The sequence below is a fragment of the Anaeromyxobacter soli genome, from assembly GCF_022808855.1.
Classification (GTDB): domain Bacteria; phylum Myxococcota; class Myxococcia; order Myxococcales; family Anaeromyxobacteraceae; genus Anaeromyxobacter; species Anaeromyxobacter soli.
In genome coordinates, this window is the sequence record NZ_JAKZLF010000018.1 from 19,025 (window position 1) to 34,742 (window position 15,718).

Annotated in this window: 15 protein-coding genes; 1 reads left to right on the forward strand and 14 read right to left on the reverse strand. The window is 69.6% G+C overall.

The window, feature by feature from the left end:
* Positions 1-47: 47 nt before the first annotated feature.
* The 3 genes from MLV88_RS13540 to MLV88_RS13550 are packed head-to-tail and all read right to left on the reverse strand — an operon-like array spanning position 48 to position 2,917.
* A complete protein-coding gene (locus MLV88_RS13540) occupies positions 48-1,079 on the reverse strand; it encodes an agmatinase family protein (protein WP_242340076.1) in 1,032 nt (343 codons plus the stop codon).
* A gap of 9 nt (positions 1,080-1,088) precedes the next feature.
* Positions 1,089-2,261, reverse strand: a complete 1,173-nt coding sequence (locus tag MLV88_RS13545; protein ID WP_242340077.1) for a homospermidine biosynthesis protein — start codon at positions 2,259-2,261, stop codon at positions 1,089-1,091.
* A gap of 14 nt (positions 2,262-2,275) precedes the next feature.
* On the reverse strand, positions 2,276-2,917 hold the full coding sequence (locus MLV88_RS13550; RefSeq protein WP_243337695.1) for an RrF2 family transcriptional regulator: 642 nt from the start codon (positions 2,915-2,917) through the stop codon (positions 2,276-2,278).
* 84 nt (positions 2,918-3,001) lie between these two features.
* Here MLV88_RS13550 and MLV88_RS13555 point away from each other — a divergent pair, with 84 nt between their 5' ends.
* A complete protein-coding gene (locus MLV88_RS13555; protein WP_242340079.1) occupies positions 3,002-3,841 on the forward strand; it encodes a PHP domain-containing protein in 840 nt (279 codons plus the stop codon).
* Positions 3,842-3,931: 90 nt separating this feature from the next.
* On the opposite strand, the gene MLV88_RS13560 is transcribed toward MLV88_RS13555, so the two are convergent.
* The 11 genes from MLV88_RS13560 to MLV88_RS13610 all read right to left on the reverse strand — a co-directional run bounded on the left by MLV88_RS13560 (position 3,932) and on the right by MLV88_RS13610 (position 15,670).
* Entirely contained in the window at positions 3,932-5,488 is a 1,557-nt protein-coding gene (locus MLV88_RS13560) for an NADH-quinone oxidoreductase subunit N (RefSeq protein ID WP_242340080.1), read from the reverse strand.
* 18 nt (positions 5,489-5,506) lie between these two features.
* A complete protein-coding gene (locus tag MLV88_RS13565; RefSeq protein WP_242340081.1) occupies positions 5,507-7,168 on the reverse strand; it encodes a complex I subunit 4 family protein in 1,662 nt (553 codons plus the stop codon).
* A 19-nt stretch (positions 7,169-7,187) separates the two neighbouring features.
* A complete protein-coding gene (locus MLV88_RS13570; RefSeq protein WP_242356503.1) occupies positions 7,188-9,728 on the reverse strand; it encodes an NADH-quinone oxidoreductase subunit L in 2,541 nt (846 codons plus the stop codon).
* Positions 9,729-9,730: 2 nt separating this feature from the next.
* Complete coding sequence (gene nuoK, locus MLV88_RS13575; protein ID WP_242340083.1) at positions 9,731-10,036, reverse strand: NADH-quinone oxidoreductase subunit NuoK; 306 nt, start codon at positions 10,034-10,036, stop codon at positions 9,731-9,733.
* A gap of 14 nt (positions 10,037-10,050) precedes the next feature.
* Positions 10,051-10,686, reverse strand: coding sequence for an NADH-quinone oxidoreductase subunit J family protein (locus MLV88_RS13580; protein WP_242340084.1), 636 nt, complete (start codon positions 10,684-10,686; stop codon positions 10,051-10,053).
* Positions 10,687-10,696: 10 nt separating this feature from the next.
* On the reverse strand, positions 10,697-11,470 hold the full coding sequence (locus MLV88_RS13585) for a NuoI/complex I 23 kDa subunit family protein (protein ID WP_243337696.1): 774 nt from the start codon (positions 11,468-11,470) through the stop codon (positions 10,697-10,699).
* Between the two features lie 13 nt (positions 11,471-11,483).
* Positions 11,484-12,851 (reverse strand): complex I subunit 1/NuoH family protein, encoded by a 1,368-nt coding sequence (locus MLV88_RS13590; protein ID WP_242340388.1) that lies wholly within the window; start codon positions 12,849-12,851, stop codon positions 11,484-11,486.
* A complete protein-coding gene (locus MLV88_RS13595; protein WP_242356643.1) occupies positions 12,851-13,996 on the reverse strand; it encodes an NADH-quinone oxidoreductase subunit D in 1,146 nt (381 codons plus the stop codon). Before MLV88_RS13595 ends, MLV88_RS13590 begins: the two co-directional genes overlap by 1 nt.
* Positions 13,997-14,005: 9 nt before the next feature.
* The gene (locus tag MLV88_RS13600) at positions 14,006-14,578 is read right to left on the reverse strand and encodes an NADH-quinone oxidoreductase subunit C (protein WP_242340386.1); all 573 of its coding nucleotides are present in this window, start codon (positions 14,576-14,578) and stop codon (positions 14,006-14,008) included.
* Between the two features lie 99 nt (positions 14,579-14,677).
* Positions 14,678-15,202 carry an NADH-quinone oxidoreductase subunit B gene (locus MLV88_RS13605; RefSeq protein ID WP_242340385.1) on the reverse strand — a complete coding sequence of 175 codons (525 nt, stop codon included), beginning with the start codon at positions 15,200-15,202 and terminating at the stop codon, positions 14,678-14,680.
* 36 nt (positions 15,203-15,238) lie between these two features.
* Entirely contained in the window at positions 15,239-15,670 is a 432-nt protein-coding gene (locus MLV88_RS13610) for an NADH-quinone oxidoreductase subunit A (RefSeq protein WP_242340384.1), read from the reverse strand.
* Positions 15,671-15,718: the final 48 nt, after the last annotated feature.

The window sequence follows — 15,718 nt, forward strand, 5'->3', positions numbered from 1 at the left end:
GCGGAGGCGCGACGGCGCTCCGCGTCAGGGCCTCGCCCGTCCGAGGATCAGGCCGCCTGCGAGCGGAGCATCCAGCCGACGAGCTTGTAGAGCAGGCGCGCGCCGACGTTGCCGTCCCACTCGCCGCCGTCCGGATCGGGGGCGACCTCCACGAGGTCGAAGCCGACGATGCGCCGGCCGCTCCGCACGATGCCGCCGACGAGCGCCGTCGCCTCCTGGAACGAGAGCCCGCCCGGCACGGGCGTGCCCGTATGCGGGCAGAGCGTCGGATCGAGGCCGTCCACGTCGAAGGACACGTAGACGTCGCGCGGGAGCGGCTCCAGGATGCGCCGGACAGTGGCCGTCCACGGCTCGCCGTCGAAGCGGGCCTGGGCGAGCTGCGCGTCGTGGTGCTGCACGATGCGCCCGCCCGACCGGCCGGCGTACGCGTGCTCCTCCTCCGACAGGTCGCGCAGCCCCACCTGCACGATCCGCCCGATGTCCGGGCAGCGCTCCGCCGCGTTGTAGAGCACCGAGGCGTGGCTGTAAGTGAAGCCTTCGAAGGCGACCCGCAGGTCGGCGTGGGCGTCGACGTGCAGGACGCCGAGCCCGGGGTGGCGGCGCGCGTGGGCGGCGATGCAGCCGAGCGCCGTGGAGTGGTCGCCGCCGACGAGGCCGACGCGCTTGCCCCGCACGAGCAGGCCCTCGACGCGCTCCTCTACCCACCGGTTCACCTGCTCGCACGCCCGATCCACCGCCTGGGCGGCGCGGGCGAGGTCGTCCCGGCCCTGCACGACGCCCCCGGCTGCGATCACCGGCGCCGCGGCGGCGCGCGCCTCCTCGTCGAGCCGGGCGATGGCCGCGGGCACCTCGAGCATGTGGATCCCGGCCTCGTAGGGGCGGCCGGTCTCCACGTCGAACAGGTCGACCTGCCGGCTCGCCGACAGGATCGCCTCGGGGCCGCGGTTCGTGCCGCCGCCGTAGGAGGTGGTGGCCTCGAACGGCACGGGCACGAGGACGACGCCGGCGTCCTCCTCCGAGTGCGGGAGGCCGAAGACGCCGGAGCCCGGCTGGGCGGCGGCGGAGGGGTCGAAGGACATGGAGGACGTCTAACGGCGCGGCAGCGCGCGGCCAGGGCCGACGGACTTCGCCTTGCCCGAGTCGCGCATCTCCGGCAGCGCGTCCGAGCCCGGGTGCTTCTTGACGTGGGCCTTGCGGAGCGTCTCGTACATGTCCGGGAGGCGCTTGAAGAGCCGCTTGGGCTTGCGCTTCTTGCGCGTCGCGAGCGCGTACGCGAACACGAGCGGCGCTGCGATCGTCGTGTCCGAGTAGACCACGACGTGGTTCTTCATCATGTTCGCCTGCACCTTGCCCCAGCTGATCGCCTCGGAGGGCGTCGCGCCCGAGAGGCCGCCCCACTGCGGCGAGTCCGTCGAGATCTGCAGGACGTACTCGTGGCCGCCGCGGTTGAGGTCGAGGATCTGCCAGAGGGTCGGCTGGGTCTGCAGGTAGAAGTTCTTGGGCGAGCCGCCCCCGAGGATGACGACGCCGTTCACCTTGGCGTCGTAGACGATGGCCGTCGACTGGAGGACGTCGAGGTCGGGGTCGATCGTGGTCTCGCCGCCGCGGAGCTTCATGGCGGCGACGTTCATGCCGATCGAGGAGTCGCCCGGCGAGGAGGTGAACACCGGGACGTCGTACCGGGCGGCGGTCGCGACCCAGCTCTTCTCCGGCAGCGGCGCCTGCTGGTTCACGAGCTGGCCGAGGTAGTGGTGGAGCTGCGGCGTGGAGATGCGGGCGCGCAGCGCCTTGGGCGCCTTCTCGAGCGCCTCGCGCACGAAGGCGTCGGTGTCGAGGAGCGAATCCTCGGTGATGAACACGTCGTAGATGCGCTCGATGCCCGCCTGGTACAGCTCCTTGTCGTCCACGTGGAAGTGGCCCTGGACGACCGGCAGCTTCAGCGCGAAGTGGAGGTCGTGGTACAGGTTCGCGCCCGTGGAGATGACGAGGTCCACGAAGCCCGCCTCGATCATCGCCTGGATCGCGCCGCCCACCCCCGCGGGCGCCATGGCGCCGGTGACGGTGAGCGCGATCGTCGCGCCCGAGTCGATCATCCGGCCGAACAGGTCGCAGCCCTCCGCGAGCCGGCCGCCGTTGAAGGCGCCCGCGCGGCGATAGACGTCGACGAGATCCTCGACCGACATCCCCGGCCTGAGGCGCATCGGCTCGACGGGCGGACGGGAGAGGTACTTCTTCCGGAGAACCTTGGAGTTCTGGGCCATGGCGGGCGCGGAAGTTATCGACCGCCGCGGGGAGCGTCAAGGAACAGCGGTCTGGAGGCGGGCGCGGCCATGTCGCCAGCAGGGAGGAGTACCCCGTCGCGACGGCTCACGGGACCCGCCGAGCAGGGGTGGGGCCCCGGCGGCTCCGCCGCTGGGGCGGGGACGCAGTCCCCGCTAGATCCTGCCTCGCGCGCCGACGACTGGCGCTGGGGCTGGACGAGGCCGATCTGGCCGTCGTCGGCCGGCTTGAAGGCGAGCTCGACGAGCTTCGCCTGCCGGTAGACGTCGAGCATCCGCTCCTGCCCCTGGCGCCAGACCGAGACCATGGTACACGCGGTCGAGTGACCGCAAGCGTCCTCGCCGTCGAGGCAGACGTTCAGGGCGACCGGCCCCTCCACCGCCTCGATGACGTCGAGGAAGCTGATCTCGTTCGGCGAGCGCGCGAGGGCGTAGCCGCCGTGCGGGCCGCGCGTGGACTTCACGAGGCTCTGGTCGACGAGGGTCTTCAGGATCTTCGCGAGGAAGTCCTCCGGTACGTCCATCTGGCGCGCGATCTCCCGGAAGGGCACCACCGACTCCTGCGGGATCGAGGCGAGGTAGATCATCGCCCGGAGCCCGTAATCGATCTTCCGCGAGATACGCAGTACGTGCTGCATCGAGGCCTTCCCCGCGCGCCACCTCTCCCGCCGAGCGCGCTGTGCTTGAAGTCGATATTGTAGCACGCACGAGGTGGACATTTCATGGCTGGGCCGACCGCCGACGGACTCATCGACCTGCACTCGCACAGCCTCGCGTCCGACGGGCAGTTCGCCGCAGGCGACGTCGCGGCGCGCGCCGCCTCGGCCGGCGTGAAGGTCTGGGCGCTCTGCGATCACGACACGGTGGCGGGCCTGCCCGCGGCGAACGAGGCCGCGGAGCGCCTCGGCCTCCGCTTCGTGCCCGGGATCGAGCTCTCCGCGTTCCTCGACCGGCGCGAGATCCACCTCCTCGGGCACTTCGTGGACCCGGCGGACGCGGCCCTGAGGCGCTTCGAGGACTTCCTGGCGGACCAGCGACGCACCCGCATGGAGCAGATCGTGAAGAAGCTCTCCACGCTCGGCGTGCGGCTGCAGGTCCACGACATCGAGAAGTACAGCGGCGGCAAGACGATCGGTCGGCCGCACGTGGCGCGGGCGATCGTGGAGACGGGGGCGGTCGTGGACGTGAAGGAGGCGTTCGACCGCTTCCTCGGCGAAGGCCGGCCGGCGTACGTCCAGCGCTACCGGCTCGACGCCGAGGAGGCCGTGCGGCTCGTGCGCTCCGCGGGCGGGACCACCACCGTCGCCCACCCCGGCGTGTCGGGGCTGGAGCGCGGGGATCTCGAGCGGCTGCGCGCGTTCGGCGTCGAGGGCGTCGAGGTGCTGCACGCCGACCACAACCCGTCGGTGCGCGAGAAGTACCGCCGCGCGGCCGAGGCGCTCGACCTGGTGCCCACCGCGGGGTCCGACTTCCACGGACCGCAGATCTCGCCGGACCGCCACTTCGGCGACGTCACGATGAGCGCGGCGGACCTCGCGCGCCTCGAGGCTCGCAGGCCCTAGAGGGCGGCGCCCGCGCGGGACGCGAAAAGAGAACGGCCCGACCGGCTGGAACCGGTCGGGCCGCTCGCCGCGGCGCGCTGCGGGGGTCGCCTACCCGCGGAACAGCTGCAGCGACGCCTGCGTCCAGCGGATCATGGGCGTCCACCAGATCCCGAACACCAGGATGGCCAGCGAGAACCCGCCGAGCAGCAGCTGGTAGCCCGGGCGCGCGCGGATGGCCGGCGCGTCGGCCGTGTACGGCGCGTCGATGAACATCGCCCGCACCACGCGCACGTAGTAGTAGAGCGAGACCGCCGTGTTGAGCGCGCCGATGAGCGCGAGCCACGCGTACCAGCCTCCGCCAGGCCCGTCGATCCGCTCGAAGACCGCGTAGAACAGGTACCACTTGCCCGCGAACCCGGCGAACGGCGGGAGCCCCGTGAGCGAGAACAGGAAGATCGCGAACGCCACCGCCGCGACCGGGTGGCGCCTGGACAGGCCGCGGTAGTCGAGGATCGACTCCGAGCCGGTCGCCTCGGCGACGAGGATCACGACCAGGAACGCGCCCACGTTCATGACGAGGTACACGAGCATGTAGATCATGACGGCCTGCACGCCGCGGTCGGAGACCGTGGAGAGGCCCATGAGCGTGTAGCCCGCGTGCGCGATGGACGAGTAGGCGAGGAGCCGCTTCAGGTTCGTCTGCCCGAGCGCGGTGAAGTTGCCGAGCGTCATCGTGACGGCGGAGACGACCCCGATGACGGCGGGCCAGGGGATCCCGGCGAGCGCCACGGCGAAGCCGGTGGCGGGCGAGGCGGGGCCGGCGAGCGCGGTGTTGAAGATCCGGATCGCGAGCGCGAAGCCCGCGGCCTTCGGGCCGACGGAGAGGAACGCCGTGAACGGCGTGGGCGCGCCCTCGTACACGTCCGGGCACCACATGTGCCACGGCACCGCGGCGACCTTGTAGCCGACGCCGGCGGTGACGAACACGATGGAGACCACGAGCGCGATGCGCGTCGCCGCGACCGAGACGGCCGAGCCGGCCTGGATCCCCTGCAGCTGGGCGCCGACCGCGTGGAGGCTCGTCGTGCCCGTGAGGCCGTACAGGTAGCTCATGCCGAAGAGCATGACCCCCGAGGCCACGCCGCCGTAGATGACGTACTTCAGCGAGCCCTCGGCGGCCTTGCGGTCGCCCTTGCGGAAGCCCGCGAGGACGTAGCTCACCATCGAGACGAGCTCGAGGGAGAGGTAGACCATGAGCAGGTCGGTCGCGCTCGCCATCATGAACATCCCGAGCACGATCGCCATGAGCAGCGCGAAGAACTGGCCGATGCGCTCGGGCGGGAAGTCGCGCCCCTGCGCGGCGATGACGACGGTGAGCGCCCCCGCCGCGAGGAACAGCCACTTGAAGAAGATGGCGAACGCGTCGTTCGCGAGCATGCCGTTGAACAGCGACTGGGCGTCCGGCGGCTGGATGGCGAGGAGCCCCGCCGCCGCTGCGAGGACGGCGAGCGCCGCGGCGGAGAGGAGCGCGACCCGCGCCGCGCTCCGGCGGAAGACGACGTCGAGCACGAACAGGATCAGCGTCCCGAACGTGAGCGCCATCTCCGGCCGGAACCAGAGCGCGGAGCGCAGGTTCTCGTCGACGAGAGGGAGGAAGGAGTCCATCACGGTCTCGCTCCGGGCCTACAGCGGCCGGATGTTCTGGATGATGAGGTGCAGGCTGCGGTTGATGACCCCGAGGATCGCCTGCGGGTAGAAGCCGAGGACGATCGCGATGGCGGCGAGCGGGTAGAGCGAGATGCGCTCGCGCCAGTTGAGGTCCGGATACCCCTTGTAGACGGGGTTCAGCTTGCCGAGGAACATCCGGTGGATCGCCCACAGGTAGTACGCGGCGGTGATGATGACGGCGGTCGCCGAGATGATCGTGTAGCCGGTGAACACCGGGAACGCGCCCGTGAAGACCATGAACTCGGCGATGAAGCCGGCGAGGCCGGGGAGGCCGAGCGACGCGAAGAACGCGAGGCCCATGATCGCGGTGTACTCGGGGAGCTCGGAGGCGAGGCCGCCGAACTTCTCGATCTCACGGTGGTGGGCGCGGTCGTAGATCACGCCCACGATGAGGAACAGCATCGGGCTGATGATGCCGTGCGTGAAGAGGTTCAGCACCGCGCCCGAGATGCCGGCGGGCGTCATGGCCGCCATGCCGAGCAGCGAGAAGCCCATGTGCGAGACGGACGAGTAGGCGATGAGCTTCTTCAGGTCCTTCTGCCCGAGGCAGACGAACGCGGCGTAGACGATGTTGATGACGCCGAAGACCGCCATCGCGTGCGCGGCCCACGCGGTCGCGTCGGGGAGGATGGGGTAGTTGAAGCGGAGGATGCCGTAGATGCCCATCTTCAGGAGCACGCCGGCCAGGATGACGGAGATCGGCGTCGGCGCCTCGACGTGCGCGTCGGGCAACCAGGTGTGGAAGGGGAACATCGGGATCTTGATCGCGAACCCGATGAAGAGGGCGACGAAGGCGAGCTTCGTGAACGCGATCCCGAGGATGGGCGCCGCGTTGAGGAACTGGCCCTTCGCGGCCTGGCGGCCGAGCTCGATGATGTTGAACGTGTGCCCGGAGGAGAGGGTCCCGTCCGCGAGCATCGCCGGCGCGCTGTTGTAGTAGATGCCGATGATCGCGAGGAGCATCAGCACGGAGCCGGCGAGGGTGTAGAGGAAGAACTTGATCGCCGCGTACTCCTTGCGCGGCCCGCCCCACACGCCGATGAGGAAGTACATCGGCAGGAGCATGACCTCCCAGAACACGTAGAAGAGGAACATGTCCAGGGCGACGAAGGTGCCCATCATGCCGGTCTGCAGGAGCAGCAGCATGACCATGTAGCCGGGCACCATCCGCACCGAGAAGTGCTTCGGGTGGTGGGCGTCGTCCCCGTGGCCGTGGTCGTGCTCGACCATGCCGGCCATCTCGGCGGCCTTGGCGCCCGACCACCACGGCATCGACGCGATGGTCGCGACGAAGGAGATGAGCCCGGACAGGAGCACCATCGAGATCGAGAGCCCGTCCGTGCCCACGAAGTACTCGATGTTGAACGAGCGGATCCACACGAAGTGGTGCGTGAGCTGCACGCCCGTGTCGGTCGGATCGTACATGCGCCACGCGGCGACCGCCGCGACGAGCGAGAGCCCGCTGGCGAGCAGCGCGATGAGGCGCGCGCCGTCGTCGACGAGCTTCTTGGGGAGGTTCGCGACGTAACGGACCGCGAGCAGGACGACGATCGCGGCCGCTCCGGCGAGCGGGAAGAATGTGGCCCAGCTGAGGACGTTGCCCGGGTTCAGGAACATGTGCTCGGCTCTCCTGGCGCTACGAGATGAGGAAGTTCAGCAGGACCACGACGAGCGCGCCCCCGAGCGCGCCGTAGAGGTACGTCTGGATCCGGCCGGTCTGGACGTGCCGCATCTGGCGGCCGATGCCCCACGTGGCCTGCGCCACCGCGTTCACCAGCCCGTCCACGAGGTACTTGTCGATGGCGGCGTCGAGCCGGCCGAGGGTGCGGCCGACGGCGCCGACGAAGTTCACGAGGCCGTCGATGACCGTGCCGTCGAAGCGGCTCAGCGCGCGGGCGAAGGAGACGGCGGGGCGGAGGACGGCGAACGCGTAGAGCTCGTCCACGTAGTACTTGTTGTAGACGACCGTCCAGGCGCCCTCGAAGCGGGCCTTGAGGCGGGCGGGGACCTCGCTCTTGCCGTCCTTGTAGAGCGCGCGGGCGGCGACCCAGCCGACCGTCGCCGCGAGGACGCCGATGCCCTGGAACATCCACTCCAGCGCGTGCGGCACCTCGTGGAACCGCCAGCTCGCGACCTCCACGGCGGGGAGCGCGGGCTCGAGCCAGTGCTCGAGGGCGGGGGCCGCGTGGCTCCAGAGCGTCGGGATGCCGAGGAAGAGGGTGAGGAACGAGCCCGCCGCGAGGAGCACGAGGACGAGCGTCATCGTCCAGGGCGACTCGTGCGGCGTGCCGCCGTGGTGCCCGTGGCCGTGCGCCGCGTCGTCGTCGTGCGCCGTCGCGTGACCCGCGTCGTGGCCGTGCGCGCCGTGGGCGTGGACGGCCGCCGCGTGGACGGGCGTGTCGGCGAGGGCGCCGTGCGCCGGCGCGTGCGACGTCGCGCCGAACGCGTGCGCCGCGCCGTCGTCCGCGTGGACGGAGTGCGAGAGCGCCGACGACTTCGCCGCGACGGCGGCGTGCGGGTCGACGTTGTGCTCGTCGTGGTGGCCCGAGTTCCCGCGGTACTCGCCGGTGAACGTCATGTAGTACGACCGGTACATGTAGAAGGCGGTGCCGGTCGCGGCGACGATGCCGATGACGAAGATCGCGGGCCCGAGCCACGGCGTCGCGACCCCGAACAGCTCGAGGTGACGGCTCGTGAAGGCTTTGAAGAGGATCTCGTCCTTCGAGTAGAAGCCGTTCATCACCGGGAACCCGGCGATGGCGATGCAGGCGAGGAGGTACGTCCAGCGGGTGATGGGCATGTACTTCTTCAGCCCGCCCATCTTCCGCATGTCCTGCTCGTGATGGCAGCCGAGGATGACGGAGCCGGACCCGAGGAAGAGCGTCGCCTTGAAGAACGCGTGGGTGAGGAGGTGGTAGGTGCCGGCCCAGTACGCGCCCACGCCCACGCCGATGAACATGAAGCCGAGCTGCGAGACGGTCGAGTAGGCGAGGACCTTCTTGATGTCGTACTGGAAGAAGCCGATCGAGGCGGCGAAGATCGCCGTCGCCGCGCCGATGAGCGCGACCCAGCCCATCGCCGACGGCGAGAGCGCGAAGAGGAAGTTGAGGCGCGCCACCATGTAGACGCCGGCGGTGACCATGGTCGCCGCGTGGATGAGGGCGGAGACCGGGGTGGGGCCGGCCATCGCGTCCGGGAGCCACACGTAGAGCGGCAGCTGGGCGCTCTTGCCCATCGCGCCGACGAACAGCAGGATCCCGATGAGCGCGAGGATCGAGACGCCCCAGATGTGCGTGTGGACGAGCCGCTCCTTCACGCCGGTCGCCTCGATGACGACCTGGTCGCGCAGCTCGCGGAAGTTCAGCGTCGGGCCGACCTTCACGCCCTCGACGCGCGGTGCGAGCGCGTCCGCCTCGGCCGCGGTCGCGGCGGGGGCGACCGCGTTGAGCTCGGCCGCCGGCTGGTAGTCCGTGTTGCGGAGGAGGCCGCCGTCCCGCGGCGTCCACGCGCCGCCGAGGGCCCAGAACAGGAGCAGGAGGCCGGCGATGAAGCCGAAGTCGCCGAAGCGGTTCGCCACGAAGGCCTTCATGCCGGCCTTGGCCTTCTCCGGATCCGTGTACCAGAAGGCGATGAGCAGGTAGCTCGCGAGGCCGACGCCCTCCCACCCGAAGAACATCACCGCGAAGTTGTCCCCCATGACGAGGAGCAGCATCGCGAAGATGAACAGGTTCAGGTACGAGAAGAACCGCCAGTACGCCGGCTCGTCGGCCATGTAGCCGATGGAGAAGACGTGGATGAGCGTCCCGATCCCCGTGACGACGAGGGTCATCATCATCGAGAGCGGGTCGAGCGCGAACGCGAGATCCACCGTCACGCGCCCGGCGGTGAGCACGTTCCAGAGCGTGTCCTGGAGGAAGCGCTCCTCGGCGGGGAGGTGGAGGATCTGCCAGAACGCCCGCAGCGCCACCGCGAACGCCGCGAGCATCGCGGTGACGGCGATGCGGTGGACGATCTTCTTGCCGAACATCCGCTGCAGCTTCCACCCGACGAGCGCGTTGATGGCCGCGCCGACGAGCGGGAACAGCGGGATGAGCCAGAGGTACGAGACGTGGTGCACGGCCAGCCGGCCGAGCTCCTCGGCCGCGTGGCCGACCACCTGAAGGTTCGCGTGTTCCATCGTTACTCTCGCATGAGGTCCGCGTGGCGGACGTCGATGGTCTTGAACGTCTGGAAGATGGAGAGGACGATCGCGAGGCCCACCGCGGCCTCCGCCGCCGCGAGGACGATGACGAAGAGCGCGAACACCTGTCCGGTCACGCCGCCGGTCACGTAGTGGTTGAAGGCCACGAAGTTCACGTTGGCGCCGTTCAGGATGAGCTCGACGCCCATCAGGATGCCGACGGCGTTGCGACGGGTGGCGACCGTCACGAGGCCGAGGGTGAAGAGCAGCGCACCGACGACGAGGAAGTGAGTGAGCGAGATCATGGGGTCTCCGGCCTTCAGTCGGCCTTGAGCTCCTTGCGCGCGATGACGACCGCCCCGATCAGCGTCGCGAGGAGCACCATCGACGCGACCTCGAAGGGCAGCAGCCAGCGCGTGAGGAACGCGTTGCCGATGGCGGCGGTCGTCGGCGCGAGCGGTCCGGGCTCGCGGGCGGCCCAGGGCGTGAGCAGCGCGACGGCGAGGAGGACCGGCGCCACCGCGACGAAGAGCAGGACGCCGCCGAACGGCCCGAAGCTCGCGTTCGACACCTTGACGTCGGTGATGCGGCTCGTGAGCATCACGGCGAACAGCACGAGCACCAGCACGCCGCCGATGTAGATGAGCAGCTGGGTGATGGCGACGAAGTCCGCCGACAGGAAGACGTAGAGGCCGCCCGCCCCGAGGAGCGCCGTGAGGAGCCCCAGGGCGGAGTAGAGGATGTTGCGCGAGAGGGCGACGCCCGCCGCGCCGGCCACGGTCAGGGCGGCGAGCACGTAGAAGACGATGTCGGGCAGCGTCAGCGCGCCGGGGGTGGGCAGCGGGCTCGCCTCCGCCGCGGGCCGGATGACCTGCGTCGTCATGTAGGCGGCGAACGCGGCGACCAGCGCCACGGCGACTCCCCAGGCGACGAGCTTTCCTGCGTTCGATCTCACGGTCGCGTCCTCACTTCGTCTCGGGGTTCGGGGTGACGGGCTTCTCGGCGGCGGGCACCGGGTCGGCCGCGGCGGCGGCGGCAGGCGCGGGGACGCCGTTCGTCGGGACGGCCTTGGGCGCGGGCGCGGCGCGGGGGGCGGGCGCCGCTGCGCCGGCGGCGCCCGCGGCAGCGGCGGCCTTCGGCTGCGCCACGGGCTTCGCGGCGCCGGGCGCCTCCGGCGGCAGGAACACCGGGCCGGCCTCGTTCCACGGATGCGCCTCGAGCTTGGCGCGCAGGAGCGAGCCGAGCGGCGCGCGGGGGTAGTACTCCGCGTTCTTGTCGACCTTGTAGACCGGGAACGGGCTCAGCGCGTCGGACCAGCGGAAGGTCAGGTTGCGGATGTTCCGCTGCGACCCCTCGAACTCGCGGGTGTGCTGGATGGAGCCCGTCGGGCAGGGCTCCACGCACAGCCCACAGAACATGCACTTCGCCTCGTCGATGTCGAACTGCGTGACGACGCGCTGCTTGGGGTTCGCCGGGTCCTTCTCGAGCGTGATCTGGATGCAGTTGATGGGGCAGGCGCGCTCGCAGGCCTGGCACCCGGTGCAGATCGCGGTGTCCACCTCGAGGAACCCGCGGTAGCGCGGGGGCAGCATGTCCCGCACCGGCATCGGCGTCCGGTCCGGGTACTGGACCGTGATCGGCCTGCGGAGCAGGTGGGAGAGCGTGATCGACATGCCGTGCCAGAAGGACTTGACGGTGTCCTTGATGGCGCCGGTGTACTCGCTGACGGACTGGGCCATGTTCGTATCCCGCCTACCAGTTGGAGAGGTCGACCTGATCGCCGCCGGCCTCGACGTTCTGCTTCGCGAGCCGCAGCATCTGCACCAGGGCGACGAGGGCGCCGACGAAGAGGACCACGCCGCTCACGGTCGACGCGACCGGCACGCGCGCCACCAGGATCTGCCAGAGCAGGGTGGCGACGAACGTCGCGAAGGCGCCCGGGACGAGGTACTTCCAGCAGAGGTTCATCATCTGGTCCACGCGGATGCGCGGGAAGGTCCAGCGGATCCAGATGACGAGGTTCATCACGAGGAACGTCTTCACGAAGAACACCGCCATCGACGCGACCTGCAGCCCCCACCACGCCGGCGCGGGGAGCGCGCCCGCGCCGCGCGCGGCCTCGTACGCCTCCGCGGCGACGCCCGGCACCTGCCAGCCGCCGAAGAAGAGCGTCACCGCGATGGCGCTCATGATCCAGACGTTGCCGAACTCGACGAGGAAGAAGATCGCGTACCGGAACGCCGTGTACTCGGCCAGGTAGCCGGCGACGAGCTCCGACTCCGCCTCGGGCAGGTCGAACGGCGGGCGGTTCGACTCCGCGAGCTGCGCGATGAAGAAGATGACGAACGCGACGAGCGCGGCCGGGTTCGTGAACACGAACCACTGCCACGGCCAGGCGCCCTGGGCGCGGATGATCCCCTGCATCGACAGGGTGCCGGCCATGAGGATGGGCACCATCACGGCGAGGCCGGCCGGGATCTCGTACGAGATCACCTGGGCGGCGGAGCGCATGCCGCCGAAGAGCGCCCACTTGGAGTTCGAGGACCAGCCGGCGAGGAGGATGCCGACGACCACGAGCGCCGTGACGGCCGTCACGTAGAAGATGCCGACGTTGAGGTCGGCGGCGATGACGCTCTCGCCGAAGGGGAGGGCGACGAAGATGAGGCCGAACCCCGCGAAGACGAAGTACGGCGCGGCGCGGAAGAGGAGCTGGTCCGCGTCGGCGGGGATGAGGTCCTCCTTCAGGAGGAGCTTCACCGCGTCCGCGATCCACTGGAAGAAGCCGCCCGCGCCGACGCGGTTGTAGCCGATGCGGCTCTGCATGCGGGAGCTGACCCGCATCTCCCACCAGATCGTGACCGCGGCGACGACCGCGCCGAAGTTCAGGATCATGAAGGTGAGGAGCCCGGCGGCGACGCCGTACACGAGCCCGGTGAACGGCCAGGTGGCCGGGTCGTGGTGGAGCACTTCGCGCACGAACACCGCCACCGGCTCGGGCTTCGCGATCGTGGCGAGCACGAGCACGGCGCCGAACAGGATCACGGGCAGCGCGAGCGCCACCACGAGCGTGACGAGCAGCTTGGTCCGGGGGTTGCCCTTCGGGAGCGTGACGGTGGCCATTAGCGATCGATCTCCGGAGCGACGACGTCCAGCGACGAGATGAGCGCGACCAGGTCGGCGACCATCAGGCCGCCGGAGATGTCCTCGATGATGGACATCGCGGTGAACGAGCCCGTGCGCGCGCGGACGCGGTACGCCTTGTTCGTCCCGTCCGACACCACGTAGTAGGCCATCTCGCCGCGAGCCGACTCGACGCGCGAGAGCACCTCGCCGGCGTCCGGCTTCACGTTGCGCGGCACCTTCGCCATGATCTCCTCGGGAGTCTGGCCGATGGTCTCGAGCGCCTGGCGGACGATGCGCGAGGACTCCTTCATCTCGAGGCAGCGCACGTAGTAGCGGTCGAAGCAGTCGCCGACCGCGCCGGCCCAGCCCTTCCCCACCGGCACCTCGAACTCGAAGTTCGGGTACGCGCCGTACGGCATGTCGCGCCGGAGATCCCAGTCGACGCCGGAGCCGCGCAGGTTCGGGCCGACGAGGCCGTAGCTGATGGCCTGCTCGCGGGAGACGACGGCGACCTTCGCGAGGCGCTTCTTGTAGATCTCGTTGAAGGTGATGAGCCGGTCGAACTCGGGGAGGAACTTGTCGAACCGGTCGAGGAACGCGAGGACCTTGTCCCGCCACCCCTCCGGCAGGTCGAAGGCGACGCCGCCGATGCGGTGGTAGTTGTAGGTCAGCCGGGCGCCGCAGAGCGCCTCGATGAAGTCGTTGATCTCCTCGCGCTCGCGCAGGCCGTGGACCATCGGCGTGAACGCGCCGATGTCCATCGTCATCGTGCCGACCGCGATGAGGTGGCTCGCGATGCGCACGAGCTCGCAGCTGATCGCCCGGAGCCACTGCGCGCGGGGCGGCACCTCGACCTTGAGGAGCTTCTCGACGGCGATCGCGTACCCCTCGTTCGCGAACATCGCCGCCACGTAGTCGATGCGATCCGTGAACGGCATGAAGCCGGGGTAGCCGGTCGCCTCGCCGATCTTCTCGATCGAGCGGTGGAGGTAGCCGACGTCCGGGATCGCCCGCTTCATCACCTCGCCGTCGGTCTCGACGATGAAGTTGATGACGCCGTGCGTGGACGGGTGCTGCGGACCGAAGTTGAGGACCATCTCCTCGTAGTTGCGGTCGACGCGGCGGAGGATGAGCTTCTCCATGTGTTCTCCCTACGCCTTCGCGGGGCCGTCGACGCCACCGGCCGCGTTCGCGGCCTCGGCGCGGCGCACGTCGTCGAGACGCTTGAGCTCGACCAGGGGGTTCTCGCGGACGTTGGAGAACCCGTGGTAGCCGCCGGTCTCCTGGTAGTCCTTCCGCAGCGGGTGGCCGATCCAGTCGTCGGGGAGCATGATCCGGCGGAGATCGGGGTGGCCCTCGAACGTCACGCCGAAGAGGTCGTAGACCTCGCGCTCGAACCAGTTGGCCGTCTTCCACACGCCCTCGACGGTCGCGATCGACGGCGCGGCCCGGTCCAGCTGGACCTTCAGCACGATGGAGTGCCGGTGCCGGTACGAGAGCAGGTGGTAGACGACCTCGATCTGGTTGTTCTTCGGCCAGTCGAGGGCGGTGAGGTCCTCGAGAAAGTCGAGCTCGAGGCCCGGCTCCTTCGCGAGGAAGCGGCAGATCTCCACGATCCGCTCCCGCTTCACGACCGCGAAGGCGTCGATCTTCGGCTCGGAGAGCGGGCCGACGTCCTCGCCGAACCGTGCCTTCAGTCGGTCATGGATTTCTGTGGTCGTCATCTGTTCCCCTGCTGCTAAGCGAGGCGAGCGGGCCGCTCATCGCGTGCCCAGGCTCGCCCCGTCCGGAAACACCAAACGTGAAGCCTGCCTGTCGGCGCCCTACGCGACGCTCCCCTTTGCCGCTCGACGCTTCGTCGACCAGGGCTCGGATCGGATGAGCTCCTGCAGGCGGATGAGGCCCTCGGTGAGCGCCTCGGGCCGCGGCGGGCAGCCGGGCACGTAGACGTCGACGGGGAGGACCTTGTCGACGCCCTTGCAGACCGAGTAGCCGAGCTGGAAGAGGCCGCCGCAGTTGGAGCAGGAGCCCATCGAGATGACGTACTTGGGCTCGGGCATCTGGTCGTAGAGGAGCTTCGCCCGCTCGGCCATCTTGTACGTCAGCGTGCCCGCCACGATCATGAAGTCCGCCTGGCGAGGGCTCGCGCGGGGGATCGCGCCGAAGCGCATCACGTCCGCGCGCGGGCCGCCGAACTGCATGAGCTCGATGCCGCAGCACGCGAGGCCGAACAGCAGGTACCAGAGCGAGTTCTCGCGAGCCATGTTGATGAGCTTGTCGAGCTGGCTCGTGTGGAACAGGGTGACGTCCCCGGCCCCGGCCCCCGCGTCCATCGTTCGTCCCGTCATTTCGAGGAGATCTCCTGTAGTTGCAACACGTGCGGGTTACGCGGCCTTCCGTGCCGGGGGCGCCTCGGAGGCGCGCGAGGGCGCCAGCGTCTTCACCCACTCGAGGTCGCCGTGCGCCCACACCCACACCAGGCCGACGACGAGGATGGCGGTGAACAGGAACAGCTCGAAGAACGCCACCCACGCCAGCGCGGGGCTCGCCGAGACCCAGTCGCGGTAGACGGCCACCACCGGGAACGTCAGGGCGATGTCGACCTCGAAGATCACGAACACGAGCGCGACGAGGTAGAAGCGTGGATTGAAGTTGAACCACGCCACCCCGATGGGCCGCTCGCCACATTCATAGGTGGTCGCCTTCTCCGCATTGGGGATGCGCGGACCGGCGAGCCTCGACAGGGTGACTCCACCCAGAGCGAAACCCAGCGTGACGATCGCGAAGACGAGGACGGTGCCGAACTGAAAGCCCATGCCGGCGCTCCTAAAGTGGACCTATGTTGTCGGCAAAACTCAGGAAAG

What these genes read in the sequence shown, in the direction of transcription:
- MLV88_RS13540 (WP_242340076.1), bottom strand. Translation starts at nt 1,079, where the DNA reads ATGTCCTTCGACCCCTCCGCCGCCGCCCAGCCGGGCTCCGGCGTCTTC.
- MLV88_RS13545 (WP_242340077.1), bottom strand. Translation starts at nt 2,261, where the DNA reads ATGGCCCAGAACTCCAAGGTTCTCCGGAAGAAGTACCTCTCCCGTCCG.
- MLV88_RS13550 (WP_243337695.1), bottom strand. Translation starts at nt 2,917, where the DNA reads ATGCAGCACGTACTGCGTATCTCGCGGAAGATCGATTACGGGCTCCGG.
- MLV88_RS13555 (WP_242340079.1), top strand. Translation starts at nt 3,002, where the DNA reads ATGGCTGGGCCGACCGCCGACGGACTCATCGACCTGCACTCGCACAGC.
- MLV88_RS13560 (WP_242340080.1), bottom strand. Translation starts at nt 5,488, where the DNA reads ATGGACTCCTTCCTCCCTCTCGTCGACGAGAACCTGCGCTCCGCGCTC.
- MLV88_RS13565 (WP_242340081.1), bottom strand. Translation starts at nt 7,168, where the DNA reads ATGTTCCTGAACCCGGGCAACGTCCTCAGCTGGGCCACATTCTTCCCG.
- MLV88_RS13570 (WP_242356503.1), bottom strand. Translation starts at nt 9,728, where the DNA reads ATGGAACACGCGAACCTTCAGGTGGTCGGCCACGCGGCCGAGGAGCTC.
- nuoK (WP_242340083.1), bottom strand. Translation starts at nt 10,036, where the DNA reads ATGATCTCGCTCACTCACTTCCTCGTCGTCGGTGCGCTGCTCTTCACC.
- MLV88_RS13585 (WP_243337696.1), bottom strand. Translation starts at nt 11,470, where the DNA reads ATGGCCCAGTCCGTCAGCGAGTACACCGGCGCCATCAAGGACACCGTC.
- MLV88_RS13590 (WP_242340388.1), bottom strand. Translation starts at nt 12,851, where the DNA reads ATGGCCACCGTCACGCTCCCGAAGGGCAACCCCCGGACCAAGCTGCTC.
- MLV88_RS13595 (WP_242356643.1), bottom strand. Translation starts at nt 13,996, where the DNA reads ATGGAGAAGCTCATCCTCCGCCGCGTCGACCGCAACTACGAGGAGATG.
- MLV88_RS13600 (WP_242340386.1), bottom strand. Translation starts at nt 14,578, where the DNA reads ATGACGACCACAGAAATCCATGACCGACTGAAGGCACGGTTCGGCGAG.
- MLV88_RS13605 (WP_242340385.1), bottom strand. Translation starts at nt 15,202, where the DNA reads ATGACGGGACGAACGATGGACGCGGGGGCCGGGGCCGGGGACGTCACC.
- MLV88_RS13610 (WP_242340384.1), bottom strand. Translation starts at nt 15,670, where the DNA reads ATGGGCTTTCAGTTCGGCACCGTCCTCGTCTTCGCGATCGTCACGCTG.